This window comes from Staphylococcus argensis (assembly GCF_002902305.1).
Taxonomy (GTDB): domain Bacteria; phylum Bacillota; class Bacilli; order Staphylococcales; family Staphylococcaceae; genus Staphylococcus; species Staphylococcus argensis.
Genome location: NZ_PPPX01000016.1, coordinates 1 through 24,038, shown reverse-complemented (window position 1 = coordinate 24,038; position 24,038 = coordinate 1). Strand labels below are relative to the sequence as shown.

Here is a 24,038-nt window from a genome sequence, read left to right as displayed (position 1 = left end):
ACTTTATATTTTTGGAATTATATAATAGTATTGGTTTGTATAACCATATTGAGAAGGTGAGGATTTGAATTACATACGCATCATTCTGCGCAATATTTCGCAAGTATTATTAATTAACAACGCTTGTACGGGTCTGTTGATCCTCGTTGGTCTATGGGTCGGCAGCATTGAAGTCGGTATCATGACTTTAATCGCAAGTATCATTGCACTGGTATTAGCACCATGGACGAACTATTCTGAAGCGGAGATCAAAGAGGGGCTCGCAGGTTTCAACCCAGTATTGACTGCGATTGCGTTAACGCTCTTTCTCTCTAACGAATGGTATAGCTATGTCGTAGTGCTTGTGGCGATTATCATTACGCTACCTATCGGGTCAGCATTTAGAGAGTTCTTCAAACCGTTTAACGTGCCGATGTTGACGATGCCGTACGTCTTCATCAGTTGGATTATCTTGTTGATGTCTTTCCAATTTGAATTTATCAACGCGAACGTGAACATTTTACCGGATAAGGTTCATGAGATTGAATACTCACACCATCCGATACATATGATTACGGCGTTCTTTACTGGATTTAGTGAAATCTTCCTGCTGAAAAGTCTCCTAGCAGGCATTCTGATACTCATTGGAATCTTTATCTCATCTCGTAAAGCAGGACTCTACGCCATACTCGCTAACCTCATCGGTTTAGGTGTCGTGATGTTGATGGGTGCGAATCATGACGAAGTGAATGAGGGTCTCTTTGGCTACAACGTCATCTTGACGACACTCGCACTCGGCGTTGCTTTTAACACGCGTCTACATCGGGTCGTGAGTATCGTGCTCGGTATCTTGTTGACGATTGTGCTACATGCCGGGCTTACGACATTACTCACGCCATTCGGGATCCCCGTGTTTACCTTGCCATTTATCGTGGCAACGTGGATCATGTTGTTTGCAGGTTCGAGTATGAAAGTGCAGGATGATTAATTGTTTGAAAAAGAGTAGGTGAGAGCGGTGGCAAGCGAGTCCCCGTTTCACCTTTGTAAATGACGTGGCTGAACGAATAACAGTGTGAGGACTGCGGAAATAATATGGTGATAGTTTCCGCCAATAAGTGACAACTTCATATAAGAAGCATGGATAATAAGATTGAAAGAAGGAATGGAACCATGAAGAAAGTAATCGCAATGATTGCTTCATGTACATTACTCCTTGCAGGATGTGGTTCTGCAAGTCAGAAAGATCAAGCGCAAACATTAAATGTGGAGATTCCACTGAAAACGACGTCAATAGCGCCGTATGATACCGATGTGCCTGTGAAGATTGGGGCAGTCGAAGCGCTTTTTAAAGCACAGTCAAACGGCAAAGTGAAGAAAGAATTAGTGAAATCTTATCAACAACCCTCTAACAAAGAATTGGACTTGACGTTGAAAGACGACATTCATTTTCAAAATGGGAAAAAGCTGACAGGTCAAAAGGTTAAAGATAGTCTGGAAGAAAGTTTGGATAACAGCGGCCTCGTCAAAGGGTCGTTACCTATTAAATCGATTGAAGCGGATGGACAAGAGGTGAAGATACATACCTCTAAAGCATACCCAGAACTCGTGTCAGAGCTCGCTAGTCCGTTCGCAGGCATTTACGATACGAAAGCGAAAGGGAATGTGAAGAAACAACCTGTGGGTACTGGTCCTTATCAAATCAAGCATTATCGTCAATCACAATCGATTGAAGCGGATCGTTATGATCACTACTGGAAAGGTAAGCCGAAGATGCAACATCTGAAAGTGTCTTACCAAGAAGATGGCGATAAACGTACGAGTGACTTGAAATCGGGTCGTGCAGATGTCATTACAGATGTGCCTGTTGAGAAGATGGATAGTTTGAAGAAAGATAGTAAGACGAAAGTATCCAGTGTTTCAGGTTTCAGAACAAGCTTATTACTCTACAATCATACGAGCAATAAAGTAAATAAGAATGTGCGAGAAGCCTTGGATCGTGTCATTGATAGAGACAGTATTACGAAACATATCTACAAAGGATATGCACAACCTGCGACAGGGCCATTTAATGACAAACTAGATTATATTAAAGATCAAGAACCGACTGCTCAAGATATTAAAAAAGCGAAGCAGTTGTTGAAAGATGAAGGCTACGATCAACATCATCCGTTGAAATTGAAGATGGTGAGCTATGATGGACGTCCAGAATTGCCTAAGATTGCGCAAGTCATTGAATCAGATGCGAAGAAAGCGAATATCGACATTGATATCCGTAACGTAGACGATATTGAAGGTTACTTGAAGAATAAGAAACAATGGGATGTTTCGATGTATAGCTTTGGTACCTTACTACGTGGCGACACAGGTTATTTCTTCAACCAAGCGTATATGCCAGATGGTGCGATTAACAAAGGTGATTATCACAATCAACATGTCGTCGATCTGATTCATCAATTGAATACGACAGTTAATACGCAAGACCGTCATCAACTGACCGATCAAATTCTGAAAGCATCAGATAAAGATCAAGCGAATAGTTACATCGCCTACAATGACACGCTCATAGCTATGAACCATAAAGTGACACACCTTCAAGCCTCTCCAGAAGATATTTACTTGGTAGATTACAAGGTGGATAAAGGCTCATGATTGTAAAAAGCATACTTTCTAGAATAGGACAAATGATCATCGTATTATTTGTCCTTTCTACTGTGACGTTTATCTTAATGAAACTTGCGCCTGGAGATCCTGTAGACAAGATACTTCATCTTGACGAAGCCAATGTCTCTCATCAACAGGTCGAACAAACACGCGAAAGTTTGGGCTTGAATGCCTCCTTTCTTTCGCAATACATTCATTGGTTAGGCCAGGTGATACATTTTGACTTTGGTCAAAGTTATCAAACTGGAGAGCCAGTGACGCAAGAATTGCTGTATTATACACCACCTACGCTTATTATAGCTGGCGCTACAATTGGTGTGGTCTTTCTCGTGACGGTCCCACTGGGGATACTCGCAGCGAAATACTATCAACGTTCTTTAGACCGAGTAATCCGTATCGTGACTTCCTTTGTGGTTAGCATCCCTTCGTTCTTTATCGGCATTATATTAATTTACTGTCTGAGCGAGCAACTTCATTGGTTGCCGTCATCAGGCATTGATTCGCCTTTAAGTTATGTGATGCCCGTTATCGCACTCAGTCTGGGTATGAGCGCTTATTACGTGCGACTCATGCGTTCACGTCTCATCGAAGGTTACCATTCACGTGAAGTGCAAGCGTCACGCAATCGCGGACTTTCGGAACGCTTTATTTTACGTAAAGATATGTTGCGACCTGCGCTGATTCCTATCGTGACGATGTTAGGTATGTCGGTGGGCAGCTTAATAGGTGGGACCGTGGTCATTGAGAATTTATTCGGCATTCCAGGCATTGGCCACTTCCTCGTCGATAGTATTCGTGCGCGTGATTATCCTGTGGTTCAAGGAGCTGTACTGATGATTGGTTGCTTCGTCGTGATAGCGAATACGATAAGCGACCTCATCTTGTTATGGCTCGATCCAGAACGACGTGTGCATACGCGTGCAGGTCAGTCTGGTAAAAAGGACACACCTAAAGGAGGAGGCATGCTATGAAGAAGATGATGAAAGGTTCAAATTTGCCTATTCTCCTTTGTGTGGTTTATATGGTCATTATCGTGGTGAGCCAATTGTTCGTAAGCGCACATCAAGCGTTCGATGTTCACTTAGGGGAGACGTTACGTGCGCCCTCTAGTGCCCATTGGTTAGGCACCGACGATTATGGACGTGATCTCTTTGCTCGCATTGTGATTGGTGCGCGTTACACGCTTGTCGTGACACTGTTAACACTCATTGTGACGGCATTGGTCGGTATTCCATTAGGATTAGTCGCTGGCTATTATGGAGGATGGCTAAAGTCTGCGATGATGCGTTTAGTAGATATCGGCTTAAGCATCCCTGAATTTGTCTTAATGATTGCACTCGCTAGCTTTTTCAAACCAAGTATCTGGACTCTAGTCATTGCGATTGTTCTGATTAAATGGATGACCTATACACGTCTAACTTGTGCCTTAGTTAGTAGCGAAGTGACGAAACCGTATGTTCAGATGGCGCGGTATTTTCATGTACCCAATCTTGTCATTATGTGGAAACATTGCATGCGGCGAGCTTGGCTTTCGCTCATCGTGATTATGACGGTCGATTTCGGTAAGATTATTTTATATATTTCATCACTCTCCTTCCTCGGTTTAGGCGCTCAACCCCCTTCTCCAGAGTGGGGCGCCATGTTGAACGCGGGTCGAAGTTATATGACGAGTCACCCGATTCTAATGCTTGCACCTGCTGCGATGATTTCCTTGACGATTCTCCTCTTCAACTTAGCTGGAGATGCGTTACGAGATCGACTGTTAGACAAAGGAAGTGAATCTCATGACTAAAGAAATATTGAGTGTGGAGCATCTTAGTGTGGCAACTGAGGCAGGCGATCCTCTCGTTCAAGATGTGTCGTTGACATTATTGCGCGGTCATCTACATATGTTGATTGGCGAAAGTGGCTCAGGTAAAAGTTTAACGGCGAAAGCGTTGATCGGGGCGCTTCCGAGAGCGTTGCAAAGTTATATGGAAGCTTTGCGTTATCAAGGGGAACGGCTACAGTCTGTTGCATCACTTTTAGGACGTAAGATTGGCTATATTGATCAAGATTATACACATAGTTTCAATCATCATACGCGATTAGATAAACAACTCGTCGATATTTACCGCTACCATTTTCAAGTATCGCGTAAGCAAGCAGAACGACGCGTGACGCAAGCGTTGAAGCGGGTGAATCTTGAACCGGCAATTGCCCATGCCTATCGCTTTGAACTTTCGGGCGGTCAGCTCGCGCGAATACAAATTGCGAGCGTTTTAATGTTAAACCCTGAGGTGATTATTGCAGATGAACCACTTGCCTCATTAGATGTGCTAACAGGTAAAGCGATTATGGAACTATTGACGCACTTAACTGCGACTCACGGTCAAACGCTATTACTTATCACCCATGACTTATCTCAAGCCCAACAACACAGTGATGTGATTGACGTGATGAAAGCAGGACAACATGTTGATCATTTAACCGCAGAAGATGTGCAACAACAACGGATGACTGCGTATACACGTCAACTGTTTGCGGCACGTAAACGACTTACGAAGGAGCAGAGCTGATGATACAACTGAAACATGTCTATTCTAACTATGGTAAGCGCGAAATATTGCATGATATCAACTTAACGATTGAGAAAGGGCGCATCGTCGGTGTAGTCGGTGAAAGTGGTTCTGGTAAGACGACGTTAGGTCAACTTATCTTAGGAGCGCAGAAACCAAGGAAAGGTCGGATTCAACGGTCGAGCCAGCACATCTTGCCTATCTTTCAACATGCGAGCCAAAGTTTCAATCCTGGCATGACGATTGGCGCTTCGATGAGCGAAGCCTTGAAGTATTATGACAAGACGCAATCTGCAGAGGCGCAACAACGTCTCGAACAGTTAATGATGTCATTGAAGTTACCTCAAGAGCTGTTGGAACAACGACCAGGTCAAGTCAGTGGAGGCCAGCTTCAACGGCTCAACATTATTCGTACGTTGATGTTTCAGCCTGAACTACTCATTTGTGATGAGATTACCGCCAACTTAGATGTGATTGCCGAACAACATGTGATAGATATACTGACCGCATACCATCGTGAGACCCATCAAAGCATGTTAGTGATTTCACACGATTTAGCGTTTCTCCAACAATTCGTAGATACGTTTGTGGTGTTAAAAGACGGGCGTATTGTCGATTACTTTGAAAGTTCAGACTTGTTTGATGAACAGCGTGCAGCTTATACCAAGGAATTAGTTGCAGTTTACGAAGAATAGCTTTATCAAAGATGAGTAAAAAATATTGAAAACGCTTATCAATTAACTTGAATAATATTTTATGCGATGTATAATTGAAAATAACTTAACGTAATTGAGAAAAAAGGAGCATTTTAATATGAAAAAGTTACTCATTCCATTAATTGTTCTCGTACTCGTACTCGCAGCATGTGGTAACGGTTCAGACGATAACGGAGATAAGAATGATAAGACGACGTACAAGCAGGACGATGGCAAGAAAGTGAAAGTACCGAAACATCCTAAGCGTGTCGTGGTACTTGGAACGACTTACGCAGGTGGCTTGAAACAACTCGATACCAACATCGTGGGTGTAGCGAATCTTGTGGATGACAGTAAAGTTCTCAAGAAGAAATTTAAAGGCGTGAAGAAAGTCGATCCTGAGAAAGTGGAAAGCGTTGCGAAATTGAAACCAGATCTTATCGTTACATACAATACGGATAAGAACTTGAAGAAATTAAATAAGATTGCGCCAACAGTTGCTTACGATTATCAAAAACATGATTATAAAGATCAACATAAAGAGCTAGGTAAGCTTGTGGGCAAAGAGGATAAAGCTCAGAAATGGATTGATGATTGGGATAAGAAAACGAAAAATGATAGTAAAGAAATCAAAGATAAGTTAGGTAAAGATACTACGGTTTCTATTATTAAGGACTTTGATAAGAAGGTTTATGCGTTAGGTAAGACGTATGGCCATGGTAGTGAAGTTGTGTATGATTCGTTTGGTATGAAGATGCCGGATAAGGTTGAGAAGGCGACGAAGAAGAATGACTTGGCTGAGATTTCGAATGAGGAGATTCCTGAGATGGCTGGGGATTATGTGATTACTCCGGTTGCGAAGGGTAGTAAGTTGTCGTTTGAGGATAAGGATTATTGGAAGAATACGGATGCTGTGAAGAATGGGCATACGATTAAGGTTGATGAGGGGATTTATTGGTTGAATGACCCTTATTCTATGGATTATGAGCGTAAGGATTTGAAGAAGCAGTTGTTGGATAAATAAGATGCCTTGGTTGTGTAAGGTAAAATGATAGGTATTCATCACTGTTTCTTAAAATAGAGAGTATTGTACTAATCTTTGTTTCTCTTGCGAGAAAAACTGGAAGCCTCATTTGAGAGTGTTGGTTTTAATAGTTTTCTCTTGCGAGAAAAGGACTGAAAACCTTTAGTAGTTCGTGAAAATTGAATAGTTTGTAATAAATGGGAGATGATACTTTAAGTCATGCTTGCCCAGGGGCTGCGCCTCAACTAATTTTCGCTTTTGTTGCAAGCGAAAATGGATTTTCGGCTGCAGCGTGATCCCTCGGGCGTCAGACTTAGTATCATCTCTTTTTGTGTGCGGTATATTAATTTTGTATCTAGAAATGGTTTTCAGTTCATCAATAGAGTGATTAAAGAGCATACCTTTAATGAAATGTTTCTCGGCTTTCAGTTTCTCGAATTTAGTATTCGCAGATTTTCAAATCCTTACTATAAACAATAAAGTCTTTTAACCCAATATCAACTTCTCATCTTCACATCCATTATATTTATTTGGTGTGTGGTGGAAGATTATAGAAACTAATTACTGTTTCTTCAATTTGGGAGTGTCGTACTAATTATTATTTCTCAAATTTAGCATTTCGTTGATTGTAGCTCAATGAAGCCTACTATTTCTTATTCTACTTACTCAAACTTTACTACCATACTTATTCTTTCTTTTAGGGGTGTATGGTAGGAAGCGAGAGAAAGTATGAATTGGAGGGGAGAGTATGAATAGAGAGTTTCTGGGAATTAGGGTTCGAATATATTCAGATTACTAAGTTCTGAGCAGAAATGATTTTAAAAATCTTACTATGTTGTGAAGAAAGTGCCATACACAGTAAAAGCACCGGACGCTGGGATGCGCCTGGTGCTTGGTTTTAGTCTTTGATGTGTTTTTTAGAATGTTGAAGCCCGTAGATAAAGTAGATTGCGAGTCCGAAGATGAACCAAGCGAGTGTGTAGAGTTTCGCTTTGCTATCGAGTCCCCAGAATACGATGGCTGTACTGAGGAATCCTAGGATTGGCAATACTGGGAAGAATGGCATCTTGAAGCCGGGTTCTGGTAGATCTTTACCTGCTCTGCGACGTAATGCGAAGATACCGATGGATACGAACATAAATGCGACGAGTGTTCCTGCAGAAATAAGTTGTGCTAGGAATTCGAATGGTGTCACTGCACCAAGGATGACTGCGACGATTGTGAGTACAATCAATGAATTGTTTGGTAGGTGTTTTTTGTTCAATTTACCTAACCATGATGGTAGTAGACCGTCACGTCCGAATGAGTAGACGAGTCGTGAACCTGCGAGCATCATACCGATGAGTGCTGTGAACATACCGATAACTGAAATACCCTGAACGATAGCGGCTACGACTCCGAATCCGCTTTGGCGAAGTGCCCAGCCTACAGGTTCTGCTGTTGTGCCGTACGCAGAGTATTTGAACATACCGATGAGTACGAGTGATACCGCAACGAAGAGTGTTGCTGCGATAATGAGTGAACCCATGATTCCGCGTGGCATCGTCTTCTGTGGGTTGATGGCTTCGGCTGAGTTGGCTGCGATTGAGTCGAAGCCAATGTAAGCTAGGAAGATCATTGAGACCCCTACGTAGATACCTTGCCAGCCACCGAATGCGCCATTTGCTGTTTCTTTGTATTCAGGGATGAATGGTACGTAGTTCTCTGGATGTACCACTGTAAGTCCGACTACGATGAAGAGCAAGACGGCAAAGACTTTTAACACAACAAGTATATTCTCTACTCGTGCAGCCTCTGATACGCCAAACGAGAGGAGTAATGCAGTTAATATGATAACGATAGCAGCAATGATATCGATGACACCGCCAGACGCACCTAATGTGTGTGTCAGAGCATCGGGTAATTGGATACCTAGTGGCGAGATGAGGCCGCGAAGGTTGGCTGAGAAACCTGAGGCAACGAATGCGACAGCGATAATATATTCGGCTAACAGTGCCCAACCTGCAATCCAACCGAAGATTTCGCCAAAGACGACGTTAATCCAAGAATAGGCTGAGCCAGCGTAAGGCATAGTGGATGACATTTCTGCGTAAGCAAAGGATACGAGTGCAGCAACGACGGCAGCGAGGATAAATGAGATGACTACGGCCGGTCCAGTATGTTGTGCAGCAACGATACCAGGTAGAGTGAAGATAGCCGTAGAGACAATTGTCCCGACTCCGAGTGCAATCACATCTCTAACACGGAGCGTGCGTTCGAGATGTGAATCTTTATCTTGATAGACTGATGGATCTTCTTTCTTGAAGATCTTTTGAGTAAAACCTCCCATGAGTAACCTCCTGATTTGTATTAAAATGTATTACTCCGTTCATGACAGAGCGATAAGATAATTTATATCATAGCATAATTCTCAGAAAATAGTTAGATAATTCTCAATGTTGTGAAATAAAAAATGTGACAATTTTTACTTTAAGAGAGAATAGTATTGAAAAAATGCCTGTAAGACGTATTCTCATCGCAATTTGAAGAAGTGATGAACAGATTTTACCATTTTAAGCAAAAATAAACTACACCTTATGAACAACTATTGATATAATTTGGTAAAGCAATATAAAAGGGTGATCAATATGATAGAAATGGATGGCATCGTAGCGAAAATGAAAAATCAGAAGATTAACTATGATAAAGTCCTACGAAAAATGATAAATGATTGGGAACGCAATGGGGAGCGCCCAAGCATATTACTACATAGCTGCTGTGCGCCGTGTAGTACCTATACATTAGAGTTTCTCACACAATACGCAGACGTAGCGATTTACTTTGCGAATCCAAACATTCATCCTAAAAATGAGTATTTGAGACGTGCAAAAGTTCAAGAACAGTTCGTTCACGACTTCAACGAACGTACCGGCGCAAATGTGAAATATATCGAAGCGCCATACAAACCACATGAATTTATGAAGATGGCGAAAGATAAAGGATTAACAGAAGAACCAGAAGGCGGCCGTCGTTGTACAGCTTGCTTCGAAATGCGTCTCGAATTCGTGGCAGAAGCGGCTGTGGAATACGGCTATGATTACTTCGGCAGTGCATTGACACTCTCTCCGAAGAAGAACGCACAACTCATCAACGAAATCGGTATGGATGTACAGAAGATTTACGATGTGAACTATCTGCCAGGCGACTTTAAGAAGAATAAAGGGTATGAACGTTCTATCCAAATGTGTAACGACTACAACATCTTTAGACAATGTTATTGCGGATGTGTCTTCGCGGCTATGGATCAAGGTATAGACTTTAAACAAATCAATAAAGATGCGAAAGCGTTCTTAGAGCAATTCTAATTAGGTAGATATGCGCACCTCGACAGAGACGTTGAGGTGCGTATTATTTGTGGATAAAAGTTTTAGTATATGTTATAACATATACTAATCTACAACGAGATTAGGGGCGAAGTTTATAATGAAATATACCTTTTATGCAATTTTAGAAGAAGAACATCAATATTTTAACGTATCATTTCCAGATTTACCTGGAGTAGTAACTTATGGAGAAGGACTTAGAGAAGCAGTGGAAAATGCGCAAGATGCCTTGAATGGCGCATTATTATTAATGGAAGAAGATCAAGAAAGTATGCCTGAAGCGTCTACTTATAACCAACTTGGCGAACAACTAAATGAGAAAGAACGACTCCAACTCATTATTGCAAACACCGACGTGGCAAGAGCGTTAGAAGAGAACAAGACAGTTAATAAAATGGTGACACTCGCAAAATACTTAGTGAAACTAGGAAAAGAGCATAACGTTAACTTTAGCCAAGTCCTACAACAAGCCCTTAGAGAAAAACTGAAGATTTGAGAGGGGCAGTTAACTAATTAAAAAGCCTACAATTACACCTCTCAATTACTAAATGAATTGAGAGGTGTTTTGCGCAAATAAGTCCTCCCATTAATAAATGGGTCAGCTTCTTATTGCTTCTTAAGTCATACTTTATATTTATCACTGCAGTAAGTCAATCTTTTTCTATGTTTTTCATTTAAGGTTACGGGAGTACTATGAATGGAAAAATATTGCTAGGAAATGATTTTATATTAACAACAAAGAATTTCTACGAAAAGTAGGTTACTTTCCCATCACTTACTTAGTAAATGATGCCACAATAATATCTATAAATCTAAAATACTAGGATACATCATAGAAGAAATTAGAAAGAAATTTTTTTCATCCTAGAAACACTTCTTTAAAAAAACAAATAGAGAGTGTGTGTTGGTTGTGGTTAAGAAGCATTGAGAATTATAGGAAGTATTAAATTACCTAGATACAATTGCAACACAAGTAAAAGGTGGGAGAAGACGAGACTCTTGAGGGATTAAAGGGCACAGCGAAAATCCAGTAATGATGCGCAACAAGCATCATTACTTAGTTGAGCGTGACCCCCTAAGAACGCGAGCCGTTTATCCCACCCAATACGCAGTATTGCAAATTAGTACAACACTCTATATTCCATCGAATGCAAATTAGTACAACACCCCACATCCCACAGAACACAAAGCAATACATTTTATCCCAACACAAAACGGGTATAGAATACTACTCATCACACAGAAAGAAGAAAGGTGAAGAAGACAATGATCAAAGCAATCGCCACAGACAAAGACGGCACACTATTCAAATCAGACAACACCATGGACGAAGACTACTTCGACCACATCTACCAACAACTCACAGACCACAACATCAAATTTATCGTCGCAAGCGGCAACCAACTCGCCCAACTCCAGTCATTCTTCCCAAACAAGAAAGACGACATTTCCTACGTCGCTGAGAACGGTGCCATCACAGTCGACAACGGAGAAATCATGACTGCACATTATTTCCCAGAAAATATCGTGACCTCACTACTCGAAATGATCACAGAAGACTTCGACATCAAAGACGTCGTACTCAGCGCACTCAACTGCGCCTACATACTCGACGACCGAGCTGACGATTTCTACGATTACGTTGATCAATATTACTACTACAAAGAACGCGTAAGTGATTTACAAGATGTCGAAGATACGAAGATTGTCAAAATCGCGTTACGTGTGAAAGATGCGTCGATGGTGGATAAAATTGTTGAAATTATTGAAGACGACTACGACGAGGTGCGCGCAGTAACGAGTGGGAATGACAGTATTGATTTAATCCTAACTGAAGTGAATAAAGGTCATGCTTTAGAGGAATTACTTGAAAAGTGGGGCATTCAAGCAGACGAACTCATGACTTTCGGAGATGCGGACAACGATTTGGAAATGTTAAAGATGACACCACATAGCTATGCGATGGCAGAATGCAGCGATAACGTAGCACAAGCAGCGCAACATCGCGCTCCATCCAATGATGATTCCGGTGTCTTTCAAGTAATTGAAGATTATTTAGAACAACAGTAATAACACATAAACAAAGCTTTCGCTCAGCCTCGAATCAAGGGAGCGAAAGCTTTATTTCATGTCATCCTATTTAACGATGAGCACTGGAATATTCGCACTGTTTGCGATTTTATGAGTGACGTTACCTAAGACATTTTTAATATCAGGTTTCGCACGTTTATTACTCATCACTACGATATCGTAGTTCTCTTGTTCAATTTCTGTGAGTAGACAGTTTTTAATATTTCCTGTACTGAAACGTACGCGAACTTTTAATCCTAAATCTTCTAATTTTTGAACGAAAGGTGTGAGTTCTTCACCTTTTTCTTCCGCAAGTGATTCGAAGTGTTTATTTTCATAACGCACTGAAGCTTGTAAGTCTGACTCAGGTATCACGTTAAAGATAGTTACGCGCGCTTCATCGTTGTGCGCAGTAAGGTTTTCTAATTCTTTCGGCACATTATTGAATGAGTTATCAAAGTCATATGCGAGTAAGATATTGTTATACATAGACGATTACCCCTTTCACTATATATATACCCTAAATTTTAATAATTAAATAATTGATTAGTAGCTCATACGTTTGTTTGATTTCATAGGGATTAAGAGTCTGGGTAAAATGAAATGTATTAATATAGTTAGTACTAATTTGCAATACTGCGTATTGGGATGGAGAGACAGCTCCCTATTCCTGCAGGAGTCGCGCTAACCCTTAACTTGTATTGCAGATATTCTGAACTATTTCTTCTAACCTCACTTTAATAACACTACTTATTTCTATTTTTAGTTTTAATAGGGTGTTTCAGTGAGGTAGGCATCCGTTTAAGACGCATGTCTTCTTTTATTTGTGAGAGTCAACATAATGAATATAATTGTTATAGTCTATAATACTGCATCTCGAAGGCTAAGGCTTTTCTAAAACATTACCGCCATTAAAAAACGTCATCCCAATTCTCCATAAAACAAAACGCTCACATCCAATCAATCTGAATGTGAGCTTTAGCATTAATTTATGCATCTAAACCAATCAGTTCGGAAACGTTATGATATCCGTGTTGTTTGAGGTATTGAACGATGTCTTTATTGATTTTAGCAGTGAGGCCTGGACCTTCGTAAACGAGTGAACTGTAAATCTGCACGAGTGACGCACCATTGCGCATCATCTCAATCGCATCTTCTGCGCTAAAGATACCGCCTGTTGCGATAATCGGGAAAGTGCCTTTCGTTTGTTGGTAAGCCCAACGTACAAGATCGCGATTACGTTCGAAAAGTGGACGTCCGCTCAAGCCACCGCCTTCACTGCGATTGTCGGATTGTAGCCCATCACGTTGTTGCGTCGTATTCGCTAGAACTACGCCATCGAACGTGTCGACGATAGGATCGAGAATGTGTTTGAAACCTTCGAGCTCTAAATCCGAAGTCAGTTTCAAGAAGATCGGTTGTGACAACTCGTGGTTCTCACGATAGTCTTTAATCGCCTTCGTTAACATTGAGAACTCATCTTTGTCGTGGAAGTTCTGTAAGTTCGCTGTGTTAGGTGAGCTGATATTAATCGTGAAGAATGTCGCATCGTTTTTAAATGTATCGAGCACTTTGATGTAGTCTTGATAACGTTCTTCATATGGCGTCATTTTATTCACGCCGACGTTAATACCAATCGGCAGGTCATAGCTATGACGACGAAGATTGCTGAGCGCTTTGTTCATACCGATATTGTTGAAGCCCATGCGGTTGATGAGCGCGCGGTCTTCAGGGAGACGGTACATACGCGGTTTCGGGTTACCAGGTTGTGGTTTTGGTGTGATGCCACCGAGTTCAAGGGCGCCGAAGCCACTATATTGAAGCGCTTTAGGAACTTCACATGACTTGTCGAAGCCAGCCGCTAGACCTACCGGATTAGTAAAATGAATGCCAGCAACGTCTTGAGCGAGCATGTCATTTTTATAATGGAAGATACGGTCAATCATTGAGAGTAAAGTTGGGTGTTTTTGAACGATTTTCAGTGCGCGCATCATTCGGCCGTGCGCTTGTTCAGGATCCATTTTAAAAAGAATAGGTTTAATTAACTTATACATATTCAACGCTCCATTTTAATAAAATTTTCGCGAACAGCTAGGTTAAAGTTTCAGAGAATCATTTGTTGTCGTTGAATTACTGTTTCGCATATTTAGCATATGTATCTCTTTAAGATTAGCATGTTATGTGTCGCTTTCATAGATATTATAGATGAAAGTTGTTGTTCTGACACAAATCGTTTTCTCGAATAGGGTGGGTAAAAGAGAAAGAAATCATTTATAAATTATTTAAATATTATAACCCTTTTTAACATTAAAAAATCTAATTTTCAATGTTAAAACTCTCGCTTGCTTATGGGACCACACTCAACTAATTCTTTTCGCTCAAAGAGCTCAAAGAATGGATTTTCGTAGTGGTCTAGCTCCATCAAGCGTCTCGAGTACACATTGAAAATTTACTCATAATTAATTATAGATGTGATTCTTAATCAATTCTTATACTCTTTTAATATTTCGAATTCGGCAATCTGAATTGCGTCCGATAAAGCGATACCAGATTGAATTCAAAAGCTAATGTATAATACTACGCTACTCATAACGCTTGTTACACGCCATAAATATTTTTATTGTGGTTTAGCTTCCTTAAGCATCTCAAGTACACAATAAAAAGACTAATAACTCATTTTATTTGTTAATTTTCTCACCACCTACAATAGTCCTACCTAATATTCTAGAATCACGTAACAAGATTAAACCAGCACGAAAAAAGGTATAAAGGAATGTATAAGATAACGATCGAGGAGGCATCGATATGAAACAAGTATGGCAAGAACAACTTCCAGTGAATCATATTCAACGTATTCAACCAGTGAGTGGCGGGGATGTCAATCAGGCTTATAAAGTAGAAACGGCCGATGATACGTACTTCTTACTCGTGCAGCCGAATCGCTCTGAAGATTTCTACGCGGCAGAAATTGCTGGACTAGAGAAGTTTGAAGAAGCGAGCATTACCGCACCGAAAGTCGTTGGAAGTGGGGAAATTGACGGTGACGCTTATCTCTTGCTGACATATCTTGAAGAAGGTGGTCGTGGTGACCAACGTGATCTTGCGAAATTAGTGGCTAAGATGCATAGCAATCAGCAGCCAGATGGTCGCTTTGGTTTCGAGATGCCACACGAAGGTGGAGATCATTCCTTTGACAATGATTGGTGTGACACATGGAGTGAGCTCTTTATCAATCAGCGTATGGACGTGTTATGTGAAGGGCTAATTGAACAAGGGAATTGGACGGAAGCGGATCGTGAAACGTATCAAGAAGTGCGTGACGTTATGGTTCAAGCACTTGAGCAACATCGTAGTAAACCATCGCTCTTACACGGTGATATGTGGGGTGGCAACCACATGTACTTGAAAGACGGTACGCCGGCTTTATTCGATCCATCACCATTTTACGGCGATCGTGAATTTGATCTCGGTGTGACTAAAGCTTTCGGCGCATTTAGTCCCGAATTCTACGAAGCTTATGACAAACACTACCCATTAAGTGAAGGTGCAGAATTCCGCATTGAGTTCTACAAATTATATATCTTAATGGTACATTTATTGAAATTCGGTGGCATGTACGCGCATAGTGTCGACCGTTCTATGCAGACTATTTTAAATGACTAATACTACTGATGACCAGCGTTCACAGACTTATAATGGGTTGATACTTAACAGTGCCCATTTGAGTCGGTGGGCGCTTTTTTAGTATTTTAAAATGGCTACTGTGATAACAAACTATGTATAACGAATATATTGTATGCCCCACTATATAGACACTGCCTATCTTTTATATAAAAGTATTAATAAGTATATTTAAAAATCTAACAAAACTTGTATATTTCTTCCTTTCAGTTTAAATTATAGATAGAGTTAGAAAAGGAGGAATTAGATGAAACTCAAAAAGTATGTTATTTCGTTAATTGTAACTCTAGCATGCGGCCTTGGAATAGGCGCAGGTCACGCTTCAGCTGAAGAAATTCAACAGCAAGACAATCAACAAGATGTGGCGACACATCAAACAGCCACAACACAAGCAGATCAAGATAAGAAGTCACAGCAAGCGTCTCCTAATACGAACGCAGATAATCAACAAGCCACAGAAGAACCTTCTACACAAGATCAAACCTCTAAAGCAGATGTAGCTAAAGCACAAACACAAGACGTAGCGACAACTGAAGAAGAAAAGGCTGCACAACAAGATCAAGCGACTGCAACACAATCTAAACAACCTCAAACTTCTCAAGATGCAACACAACAAGATCACAAAGCAACACACTCTAATCAAACAACACAACAAGATATAGCATCTCAAGTTACTCATAAGCAACAACCTCAACAGAAACAAGCACCACAACATAATCAAACACAACAACCTTCACAACAACAAGCGCCTCAAGCACAACAAGAAAAACAAAAACAACAGAAAGCAGCAACTGCAGCTTCACAAGACCCTAAACAAGGTCAAGCACAACCGGCTGCTAACAACGAACAACCACGCAATGCGCAAATTCCTGAAGGTCATTTCCAAAATGAAATCATATTACCTAACAACAATAGACATCGCATTCCAGGAACAACGCACGGTCACTATCAATCTTTATGCTTCGTTGATATGGGTGACGGCGGTATTGCCTCAGGTGTTGTTGTAGGTAAGAACACAATGTTAACGAACAAACACGTTGTAAAGAACGATAGTGTAACAGCGATGCCAGCAGCGAATGGTCAGAATAATTTCCCTAAAGGTAAGTTCAAATCGAACAATATTGTTCGCTATCCTGGAGACCAAGACTTAGCTGTCGTGCATTTTGACAAGAACGATAAAGGCCAAAGCATCGGTGATGTCGTACGTCCTGCAAATATGGCAGATGCGCAACAATCTAAAGTGGGCGAACGCATGACGATCACGGGTTATCCTGGTGACAAACCGTTGAGTACGATGTGGGAAAGCATCGGTAAGATTACGAAGAATGATGGTAGTCATTTAGAGTACGATGCAAGTACTGTTGGAGGTAACTCTGGTTCTGGCGTGTTCAACAAGAAACGTCAACTTATCGGTATTCACTACGGTGGTGCAGGCAAAGATGCGAATGGCTCTGTACCTTTAACTGGTGATATGTTGAACTTTGTTAAAAATAATATGCAATAAGATTTCAACTTGAGTTGAAACAAAGGGCTAGATGGAGGAGTCGGCAGATTACATAGTTTGACTTTCTTTCGAAGCCTAGTCCTTATTGTAAAAGCGGGGAGCGTAAGTCCAATTGTTGGGCGAGATGTTCCTCGCTTTTTATAGTATGTAGAAATAAGAAAGCCTCAACGCTACTCATGGGATTGGGTGAGTTTGCGCTGAGGCTTTGACTATTGGTAGGTTATAGGAATATCGTTTAGGGTTAGGTTAGTATGAATTGATTAATCATCTAAAGTTGTTGTCTTATGAAAGCGTTCCTCGTATTCGGGTAGGAGTTGGGACTTCTAAAGGAAGTGCGAATATATTAGAAGTTGGGTTTGGGTCTCCTCCGAGCAGAGGAACAGTCATATATCGCTACTTATTGGTTAGCGTTGTCGCCGCCTTTTTCACCAATATCTTGGTAGAATTCTTTGCCATGGTTCTCAGCAGTTTGCTCGCCGCCTTTTTGACCTGCTTCTTCGTTCGTCATTTTACCACTAGCGTGCATACCGCCTTTTTGGCCGGCTTCTGCTTTAGTCGCTTTACCATTCGCATGGTCGCCGCCTTTTTCACCGATATCTTGGTAGAATTCTTTGCTGTGGTTCTCAGCAGTTTGTTCGCCGCCTTTTTTGCCAGCTTCTTCATAACTCATGTTGTTATTAGCCATTTGACATACCTCCTTAAGATGATTAACGGGAATACTGTTGCCTACATTCCTTTCATGCCCGTTGAATCTTATTCTAAACGTATTAGACAAGATTCTTTTCAGACTTGGAGGTACAAAGATTTATTTTGGAATAAATTTTAACTTAAACACCTACTACCGCTGTAGTTGTAATGCCTATAAACTACTCACTATCATGCATGAGCCACGTGTCGAGTTGCATGTAAAAGTCTTCTAACGCCTCTGGTTGATCAATACCGATCAGCTGATGATTGACATCGTAACCGAGATAATTGAGGCAGTAAGACAAGCAAGCATAACTCTTACGATAGAGCGCCAGTTCATTCGGGTCAAAGGTTGAGTCAGTGGGAAGCACCGAAACTAAGCGGTCTTGCTCATAAACACAATCTAAATGTTGGATACGCCACGTCTCATCTTGCTTCACAACACGATAAATAATCTTTGCGTCTGACTGGAGCTCGTATGTCTCACTTTCAATATCGAGCCGAGATTGAATCGTTGCTTGCATCACAGCGATCGCACGCGCACCATTCTGCCACACTTGAATGTTGTAAATTTGATGGGGCGCATAACGCTGCATCGCTTGAGAATCGTCGACAAATTCGTCACCCGTACCTTTAAACCATGAAATATTGACTTCAGAATCGGGAGTGAAGCAAGTGCGCATCCCGTTCCATAGACTATTGTCTCGACAGAAGCGTTCATACGTAATTAGCTCTTTAATATTTTCTCGAGCGACGATGTCTTCCATGCTTAGCGGTGGGTTAGGTTGAAGGAAACGTTGCGTCTCCATTTATTTCGCCCACTCTTTAAGCAGTACTTTCGCAAAGCCTTCAGGGTCTTGAACGTAGCCTAGATGACCACCTGGAATTTCAACGATGTCGAGGCCAGTTTGTTCAGCGATATAGTTATTGACGTCTTGTGGGAACGAACCTTTCGACGCTTCTCCATTGAGTAGGGTGATACGGTCGAGATAAGGTTTGAAGTCACTGAGTTGAATATCAGACGTCGTGTATTGGCGAATTTCATATTTGAACCAATTTAACATTTCTTGCACGCGTTGGTTTTGTTCAGCGTCATCGTTATTTTGAGCTGGTTTTGCCATAGCTTGACGATCGATTTCTGCGACATTTAATGCTTTGCCAAAGATTTCCATCGCTTTTGCCATGCTGTCACTTAATGCAGTATCCACGATTTCGTTATTTTTCTGTTGCCAATATTCACGATCTGGTAAAAACGTATTAATCGGTGGTTCGTGGAAAGCGATTTGTTTCACAACATCAGGGTGTTCTTTCAAGACATGCATGGCTACGATAGAACCTGAACTTGAACCAAGTACGTATACGGGTTCATCGCTTTCATGTTGGGCAATTTCGGCAATATCTTGCGCATCTCTTTTCACACGATATTGACTATGTGGATCAGCGGCTTCTTCTGGAAGGGGCGCTGTGAGTTCACTATTGCCAAATCCACGGCGGTCGACCGCGATGACGGTGAAGTGGTCTGCGATGTGTTTCGCTAAAGGCATGAAGATGTCGCCTGTGCCATTCGCTCCTGGAATGAGGATGAGCACGGGTCCTTTGCCGAGTTTGTGATAGCGTACGTTCGCGTCTGTTAATTGAATAGTTTCCATTTGTATCCCTCTTTTATCTGTTTATTTAAGGTTTAAAAGTCGTTCTGCATTGCCGTAAGCAATCTTCTCTTTAGTCTCTTGATCGATATCGAGTTCTTCTAAAAACGCACCTAACGTTTCAGGTTGAATGTAAGGATAGTCGGCTGAGTATAGAATATGATCGTCGCCAAAGTAATGACGTACCATATCGAATTGGGGCTGTGTTAACATCCCGCTTGGTGTGATATAGAAATGATCTTTAAAGTATTGGCTCACTGGTTTCTTCAAATCACGAGCGATGAGCGCTTGATCCATACGGTCTAAGAAGAACGGTACAAATTCACCCCAGTGACCAATGATGAGTTTAAGGTTAGGATGACGATCAAACAGACCGCTTAACACGAGTCGAACTGCTTGAATGCCGACATCCATATGCCAACCATAACCGAATGACGCAAAGGTTGAAGCGACGACATCATCATATGCATCACTCGCATAGTAGTCTTGATAGTTCTTCGCAGGTAAGACTGCAGGATGTACGTAGATAGGAACATCAAGTTCTGCTGCTGTCGCAAAGACAGTTTCAAAGTCAGGTGTTTCTAGGAATTGATTGTTCGTGCGACCTGCGATGAGCGCACCTTTAAAGTCGAGATCGTTGATGCAACGTTTGAGTTCTTCGGCAGCAGCTTAAGGTTCATTGATAGGTAACGTTGCGAATCCTAAGAAACGGTCTGGATATTGTTGAATGTAATCATACAATTTGTCGTTCGCTTTACGGCAGAGTTCGATCGATTTCTCACCAGATACGAGTGATGGTGGTGTATTACCATAGGATAGGACTTGGTATTGCACATCTTGCGCGTCCATGAAGCGTAAGCGTTTGTCATGATTCTCGTCACTTTCAAGCACATCATCATTATCAAAGCCTGTTTCTTCAGATAGTGCTTGCAACATCGCTTTAAGTGGTACGCCATTTTCGTCAAATTCCACATTGTTGAGCGTTTCCTGTTGGATTTCCTCTACAACATAGTGTTCTTCAAACGTAATTGATTTCATAAGTCATCCTCCATTGATTAACGTCAGTTATATCTCTCTAAGTTATTCTCAAATACTTTGCCTTTTATTGGAAGCCGTGTGGTGAGTGTGGGTAAAAGTGCCTGGAATCAATTCAATGAATTTAAACTGTATACCTTCGACTCCTAACGAACTTTTACTCAATGTCACAGAATCTTTATTAAAAGGGAAAACCGCTTACCAAGGCATCGTGCCGTTCGCATCGATAAACGTACCTGTTGGACCGTCCGCATCGATGGTTGCGAGTTTAACGATAGGAATGACACCTTCAGAAGCCGGTTTCGAATTGTTACTGAAATCGCCGACTAAATCTGTGTTGGTTGAACCTGGATCAGCCGCATTGATTTGCATGTTAGTCAGACTCTTCGCATATTGGACCGTCAACATTGTCACGGCAGATTTCGATGAACAATAAGCGAGGGAGTTCACTTGAGATTCCGCAGTTTCTGGATCATTGACCATACCAAAGGAACCTAAACCGCTACTTACGTTTACTACGACAGGTTGTGACGAAGTTTCGAGCAATGGCACAAAGCTATGCATCATACGGACGATGCCAAAGACGTTTGTGTTGTATACAGGATAGAGGTCATCAGCTGTGAGCGCCTCTGGTTTATCAAAGGTACCTGAAATGCCTGCATTATTGATGAGAATATCAATGTGTCCGAATTGGGATTGAATATGCTTAGCGGCTTGCGTGACAGACTCCTCTGAAGTGACATCCAATTCTACTACGTCTGCGCCAAGTTCTTCTGCAGCTTGGCGACCACGCTCTAAATTACGAGAACCGATAATGACTTGGTAACCTTTGTCGATGAGTTGTCTTGCAGTTTCATAACCGAGTCCTTTGTTCTCACCAGTAATCAATACTGTTCTCATTGTATTGCCTCCTTTGTAATATGAAGCTATTCAGTTTTTGAACATATTGTTTTGTTTTACATATTTTACCCTGAATGTGATAAATAAATCTTGTGATGGACTATGACGCTTTTACATTCAGCTTTTATAATATAAATCTTGGTATATACATTTTCAAAATGATTCGCATGAAAAAGTGACAAAATAGGATGAAAGTCGGTGTTGTTCTACCAAGCGAAAGCTTAATCAATTGACGTCTCGTGCGCAGAGATTTAAGATGAATTATCAATTTAATAACGCAGACATTCAACAAATGTGAAATTTAAAGAATAGTGATGAAAGGACTGGAGAAAGCGATGAAGAAGATATTAGTGATAGGTGCAACAGGTAAGCAAGGCTATGCGGTGGTTCAAGCATTGCTTGAGAGAGAATATAGTGTGCGCGCTTTTACAAGAAATAAAGAGAACGAACGGTTGAAAGCACTTGATTCCGAACGTCTAGACATCTTTGAAGGAGATTTAAATAGCGCAGATGATTTACGTGATGCGATGAGTGATGTAGACGGTGTGTATAGTGTGCAGCCGATCCATCGTGATGACGTGCAAGTCGAGTTACAACAAGGGCGCAATATTATGAAGAGTGCTAAGGCACAAGGCATTGAACATATCGTTTACAGTACGGCCGGCGGAGTGAATCGTGATCGTACAGGACCTCACTTTGAAATCTTGGCGCAACTTGAGAATGAGCTTGCTGATAGTGGCTTACATTACACTTTAGTGAAACCGTCTTTCTTCATGGACAATTTCTTACGTATTGTGCAGAAAGAGGATGAACATCTGTATATTCCTGAATTTATTACGCCAAATATTCCATTTGCGATGATTTCGACACGTGATATCGCACAAATTGCTATGCATGTGTTTGAACATCCACAACAATATGATGGTCAGAGTTTAGAAATTGCTTCTGATGAACGTACGTTGAATGACATCGTCTCAACATTTGAAACGGTGACAGATATTCCAACGTCAATTCGTGGCGAGTTTACGAGTGGTACGGCTGAACGTTCTTGGTTAGAGGAGAAAGGGTACAAAGTGGATTTTGAGCTTATGTCGGAAATTAATCCCGATAGATTAACGCTCGATCGCTGGATTGCCCGTCAGCAGTGGTAAGCTGAAGAGGTTGTGAACTGTTATGAGAAGTTTATTAAAATGGATAGGATTTCTTCTCCTAGGTGGCGTCGCTATTTTCCTCGTCGTCGAACTTGTACTTAAGTTAAAGCAAACACAAGATTTACAGACTGCCTTTCATCTCAAATATGAGCGTCAAAGTAGAGAGACAGAAACCTTTGGAGAGTACCGTAATGATCAGTTGAAAGGGAAGCACTATGGCATCGATTACGCATTGCCGAAGAAGACGCCTGTCAAAGCTGCGACAGATGGCGAAGTCACGCGTATTTTTACAGATAAGCTCGGTGGCAAAGTATTGCAGATTGCCGAAGCGGACGGACAGCATCATCAATGGTATATGCACCTGCACGCGTATAATGTGGAAGTAGGCGATCGCGTGAAAGCTGGCGATGTTGTGGCTTTTTCAGGTAACACAGGTAAGATGACTACGGGGCCTCATCTGCACTTCCAACGTATGAAAGGTGGCGTTGGTAATCATTATGCCGAGGATCCTGCTGCTTTCGTTGACCAGTTGCCTGACGGTGAAGAAAGTTTGTATGACTTGTAGTTTAAAAAGAGGACTAGTCCACTTGTTTGAGACGCGCTTCGGTCATGATAAAGATCAGAATGATATAAATGGCAACTACGCCGAATTGTATGTATAACGACCATTCATTGAAGTGAAGCATGAAGTCGACAATTAACCAGATGACGCCGAGAATAGAGAATAATGTCGTCAGTTGTTTGCTAACTTGTACAAAGTAGTGTTGCGCATATTTCCAGTGAAGTGGGCTTTTCATTGAACGGGGCGTTCGGTAGCCCATCCATTTATTGCGTTCATCAACAAGATGATGTTGTAACATATAATGAAACGCATAGGTAACGATAGCAAAAGGAATCGTGACAATAAGTACAATCATTTGAATTGAGCACCTCAACTTTAAAGTATAATGACATCATAAAGACCCGCAGATGTATTGTATCATGCTTCTGCGGGTCAATTATATTTTATAAGTAATGATTGGGGGATGTGGAGCTGTCTGAATTCAAAAAGGGTTACATCTTTTTTGAACTCTAGCCATCCTCGC

At 41.3% G+C, this 24,038-nt stretch carries 22 protein-coding genes and 1 pseudogene; 14 read left to right on the top strand and 9 right to left on the bottom strand.

Annotation, left to right across the window (positions count from 1 at the left end; genetic code table 11):
* The first annotated feature begins 64 nt into the window (after positions 1-64).
* The 7 genes from yut to CD039_RS09075 all read left to right on the top strand — a co-directional run bounded on the left by yut (position 65) and on the right by CD039_RS09075 (position 6,917).
* The gene (yut, locus tag CD039_RS09105) at positions 65-967 is read left to right on the top strand and encodes an urea transporter (protein WP_103372043.1); all 903 of its coding nucleotides are present in this window, start codon (positions 65-67) and stop codon (positions 965-967) included.
* A 182-nt stretch (positions 968-1,149) separates the two neighbouring features.
* The gene (gene nikA, locus CD039_RS09100) at positions 1,150-2,628 is read left to right on the top strand and encodes a nickel ABC transporter substrate-binding protein (RefSeq protein ID WP_103372042.1); all 1,479 of its coding nucleotides are present in this window, start codon (positions 1,150-1,152) and stop codon (positions 2,626-2,628) included.
* Complete coding sequence (nikB, locus tag CD039_RS09095; RefSeq protein WP_103372041.1) at positions 2,625-3,611, top strand: nickel ABC transporter permease; 987 nt, start codon at positions 2,625-2,627, stop codon at positions 3,609-3,611. The genes nikA and nikB overlap by 4 nt, the downstream gene beginning before the upstream one ends.
* On the top strand, positions 3,608-4,432 hold the full coding sequence (gene nikC, locus CD039_RS09090; protein WP_103372040.1) for a nickel transporter permease: 825 nt from the start codon (positions 3,608-3,610) through the stop codon (positions 4,430-4,432). Before nikB ends, nikC begins: the two co-directional genes overlap by 4 nt.
* The gene (locus CD039_RS09085) at positions 4,425-5,198 is read left to right on the top strand and encodes an ATP-binding cassette domain-containing protein (RefSeq protein WP_103372039.1); all 774 of its coding nucleotides are present in this window, start codon (positions 4,425-4,427) and stop codon (positions 5,196-5,198) included. The genes nikC and CD039_RS09085 overlap by 8 nt, the downstream gene beginning before the upstream one ends.
* The gene (locus CD039_RS09080) at positions 5,198-5,893 is read left to right on the top strand and encodes an ATP-binding cassette domain-containing protein (RefSeq protein ID WP_103372038.1); all 696 of its coding nucleotides are present in this window, start codon (positions 5,198-5,200) and stop codon (positions 5,891-5,893) included. Before CD039_RS09085 ends, CD039_RS09080 begins: the two co-directional genes overlap by 1 nt.
* Positions 5,894-6,011: 118 nt before the next feature.
* Positions 6,012-6,917, top strand: coding sequence for an ABC transporter substrate-binding protein (locus CD039_RS09075; RefSeq protein WP_103372037.1), 906 nt, complete (start codon positions 6,012-6,014; stop codon positions 6,915-6,917).
* An 898-nt stretch (positions 6,918-7,815) separates the two neighbouring features.
* Here CD039_RS09075 and CD039_RS09070 read toward each other — a convergent pair.
* Complete coding sequence (locus CD039_RS09070; RefSeq protein ID WP_103372036.1) at positions 7,816-9,246, bottom strand: APC family permease; 1,431 nt, start codon at positions 9,244-9,246, stop codon at positions 7,816-7,818.
* Between the two features lie 298 nt (positions 9,247-9,544).
* On the opposite strand from CD039_RS09070, the gene CD039_RS09065 reads away from it, so the two are divergent.
* The 3 genes from CD039_RS09065 (at position 9,545) to CD039_RS09055 (ending at position 12,349) form a co-directional block, all read left to right on the top strand.
* Positions 9,545-10,261, top strand: a complete 717-nt coding sequence (locus CD039_RS09065; RefSeq protein WP_049407248.1) for an epoxyqueuosine reductase QueH — start codon at positions 9,545-9,547, stop codon at positions 10,259-10,261.
* Between the two features lie 118 nt (positions 10,262-10,379).
* Positions 10,380-10,775 (top strand): type II toxin-antitoxin system HicB family antitoxin, encoded by a 396-nt coding sequence (locus CD039_RS09060; protein ID WP_103372035.1) that lies wholly within the window; start codon positions 10,380-10,382, stop codon positions 10,773-10,775.
* A 770-nt stretch (positions 10,776-11,545) separates the two neighbouring features.
* The gene (locus tag CD039_RS09055; RefSeq protein ID WP_103372034.1) at positions 11,546-12,349 is read left to right on the top strand and encodes a Cof-type HAD-IIB family hydrolase; all 804 of its coding nucleotides are present in this window, start codon (positions 11,546-11,548) and stop codon (positions 12,347-12,349) included.
* 66 nt (positions 12,350-12,415) lie between these two features.
* On the opposite strand, the gene CD039_RS09050 is transcribed toward CD039_RS09055, so the two are convergent.
* Positions 12,416-12,838, bottom strand: coding sequence for a universal stress protein (locus CD039_RS09050; RefSeq protein WP_002471426.1), 423 nt, complete (start codon positions 12,836-12,838; stop codon positions 12,416-12,418).
* Positions 12,839-13,338: 500 nt separating this feature from the next.
* Positions 13,339-14,403 (bottom strand): quinone-dependent dihydroorotate dehydrogenase, encoded by a 1,065-nt coding sequence (locus tag CD039_RS09045; RefSeq protein WP_103372033.1) that lies wholly within the window; start codon positions 14,401-14,403, stop codon positions 13,339-13,341.
* Between the two features lie 751 nt (positions 14,404-15,154).
* Here CD039_RS09045 and CD039_RS09040 point away from each other — a divergent pair.
* Both CD039_RS09040 and CD039_RS09035 read left to right on the top strand, forming a co-directional pair.
* Positions 15,155-16,012, top strand: coding sequence for a fructosamine kinase family protein (locus tag CD039_RS09040; RefSeq protein WP_103372032.1), 858 nt, complete (start codon positions 15,155-15,157; stop codon positions 16,010-16,012).
* 265 nt (positions 16,013-16,277) lie between these two features.
* A complete protein-coding gene (locus CD039_RS09035) occupies positions 16,278-17,534 on the top strand; it encodes a trypsin-like serine peptidase (protein ID WP_103372031.1) in 1,257 nt (418 codons plus the stop codon).
* A 397-nt stretch (positions 17,535-17,931) separates the two neighbouring features.
* On the opposite strand, the gene CD039_RS09030 is transcribed toward CD039_RS09035, so the two are convergent.
* From CD039_RS09030 to CD039_RS09010, 5 genes and pseudogenes are all read right to left on the bottom strand, one after another.
* The gene (locus CD039_RS09030) at positions 17,932-18,219 is read right to left on the bottom strand and encodes a general stress protein (protein ID WP_103372030.1); all 288 of its coding nucleotides are present in this window, start codon (positions 18,217-18,219) and stop codon (positions 17,932-17,934) included.
* 181 nt (positions 18,220-18,400) lie between these two features.
* Entirely contained in the window at positions 18,401-19,030 is a 630-nt protein-coding gene (locus CD039_RS09025; protein ID WP_103372029.1) for a nuclear transport factor 2 family protein, read from the bottom strand.
* Positions 19,031-19,870, bottom strand: a complete 840-nt coding sequence (locus tag CD039_RS09020; protein ID WP_103372028.1) for an alpha/beta fold hydrolase — start codon at positions 19,868-19,870, stop codon at positions 19,031-19,033. It abuts the gene before it with no gap.
* 21 nt (positions 19,871-19,891) lie between these two features.
* Positions 19,892-20,905: pseudogene (locus CD039_RS09015) on the bottom strand (amidohydrolase family protein).
* A 195-nt stretch (positions 20,906-21,100) separates the two neighbouring features.
* Complete coding sequence (locus tag CD039_RS09010; protein WP_103372027.1) at positions 21,101-21,802, bottom strand: SDR family NAD(P)-dependent oxidoreductase; 702 nt, start codon at positions 21,800-21,802, stop codon at positions 21,101-21,103.
* Between the two features lie 335 nt (positions 21,803-22,137).
* Between CD039_RS09010 and CD039_RS09005 the strand changes: the two genes are divergently transcribed.
* Positions 22,138-22,953 (top strand): NmrA family NAD(P)-binding protein, encoded by an 816-nt coding sequence (locus CD039_RS09005; protein ID WP_103372026.1) that lies wholly within the window; start codon positions 22,138-22,140, stop codon positions 22,951-22,953.
* Between the two features lie 22 nt (positions 22,954-22,975).
* The gene (locus CD039_RS09000) at positions 22,976-23,518 is read left to right on the top strand and encodes a M23 family metallopeptidase (protein ID WP_103372025.1); all 543 of its coding nucleotides are present in this window, start codon (positions 22,976-22,978) and stop codon (positions 23,516-23,518) included.
* 13 nt (positions 23,519-23,531) lie between these two features.
* On the opposite strand, the gene CD039_RS08995 is transcribed toward CD039_RS09000, so the two are convergent.
* The gene (locus tag CD039_RS08995) at positions 23,532-23,870 is read right to left on the bottom strand and encodes an SdpI family protein (RefSeq protein ID WP_103372024.1); all 339 of its coding nucleotides are present in this window, start codon (positions 23,868-23,870) and stop codon (positions 23,532-23,534) included.
* Between the last annotated feature and the right edge of the window lie 168 nt (positions 23,871-24,038).

Excerpts from the sequence above, each read along its gene's own strand:
- nikA (WP_103372042.1), top strand. The coding sequence starts at position 1,150 with ATGAAGAAAGTAATCGCAATGATTGCTTCATGTACATTACTCCTTGCA.
- nikB (WP_103372041.1), top strand. The coding sequence starts at position 2,625 with ATGATTGTAAAAAGCATACTTTCTAGAATAGGACAAATGATCATCGTA.
- nikC (WP_103372040.1), top strand. The coding sequence starts at position 3,608 with ATGAAGAAGATGATGAAAGGTTCAAATTTGCCTATTCTCCTTTGTGTG.
- CD039_RS09085 (WP_103372039.1), top strand. The coding sequence starts at position 4,425 with ATGACTAAAGAAATATTGAGTGTGGAGCATCTTAGTGTGGCAACTGAG.
- CD039_RS09080 (WP_103372038.1), top strand. The coding sequence starts at position 5,198 with ATGATACAACTGAAACATGTCTATTCTAACTATGGTAAGCGCGAAATA.
- CD039_RS09075 (WP_103372037.1), top strand. The coding sequence starts at position 6,012 with ATGAAAAAGTTACTCATTCCATTAATTGTTCTCGTACTCGTACTCGCA.
- CD039_RS09070 (WP_103372036.1), bottom strand. The coding sequence starts at position 9,246 with ATGGGAGGTTTTACTCAAAAGATCTTCAAGAAAGAAGATCCATCAGTC.
- CD039_RS09065 (WP_049407248.1), top strand. The coding sequence starts at position 9,545 with ATGATAGAAATGGATGGCATCGTAGCGAAAATGAAAAATCAGAAGATT.
- CD039_RS09060 (WP_103372035.1), top strand. The coding sequence starts at position 10,380 with ATGAAATATACCTTTTATGCAATTTTAGAAGAAGAACATCAATATTTT.
- CD039_RS09055 (WP_103372034.1), top strand. The coding sequence starts at position 11,546 with ATGATCAAAGCAATCGCCACAGACAAAGACGGCACACTATTCAAATCA.
- CD039_RS09050 (WP_002471426.1), bottom strand. The coding sequence starts at position 12,838 with ATGTATAACAATATCTTACTCGCATATGACTTTGATAACTCATTCAAT.
- CD039_RS09045 (WP_103372033.1), bottom strand. The coding sequence starts at position 14,403 with ATGTATAAGTTAATTAAACCTATTCTTTTTAAAATGGATCCTGAACAA.
- CD039_RS09040 (WP_103372032.1), top strand. The coding sequence starts at position 15,155 with ATGAAACAAGTATGGCAAGAACAACTTCCAGTGAATCATATTCAACGT.
- CD039_RS09035 (WP_103372031.1), top strand. The coding sequence starts at position 16,278 with ATGAAACTCAAAAAGTATGTTATTTCGTTAATTGTAACTCTAGCATGC.
- CD039_RS09030 (WP_103372030.1), bottom strand. The coding sequence starts at position 18,219 with ATGGCTAATAACAACATGAGTTATGAAGAAGCTGGCAAAAAAGGCGGC.
- CD039_RS09025 (WP_103372029.1), bottom strand. The coding sequence starts at position 19,030 with ATGGAGACGCAACGTTTCCTTCAACCTAACCCACCGCTAAGCATGGAA.
- CD039_RS09020 (WP_103372028.1), bottom strand. The coding sequence starts at position 19,870 with ATGGAAACTATTCAATTAACAGACGCGAACGTACGCTATCACAAACTC.
- CD039_RS09010 (WP_103372027.1), bottom strand. The coding sequence starts at position 21,802 with ATGAGAACAGTATTGATTACTGGTGAGAACAAAGGACTCGGTTATGAA.
- CD039_RS09005 (WP_103372026.1), top strand. The coding sequence starts at position 22,138 with ATGAAGAAGATATTAGTGATAGGTGCAACAGGTAAGCAAGGCTATGCG.
- CD039_RS09000 (WP_103372025.1), top strand. The coding sequence starts at position 22,976 with ATGAGAAGTTTATTAAAATGGATAGGATTTCTTCTCCTAGGTGGCGTC.
- CD039_RS08995 (WP_103372024.1), bottom strand. The coding sequence starts at position 23,870 with ATGATTGTACTTATTGTCACGATTCCTTTTGCTATCGTTACCTATGCG.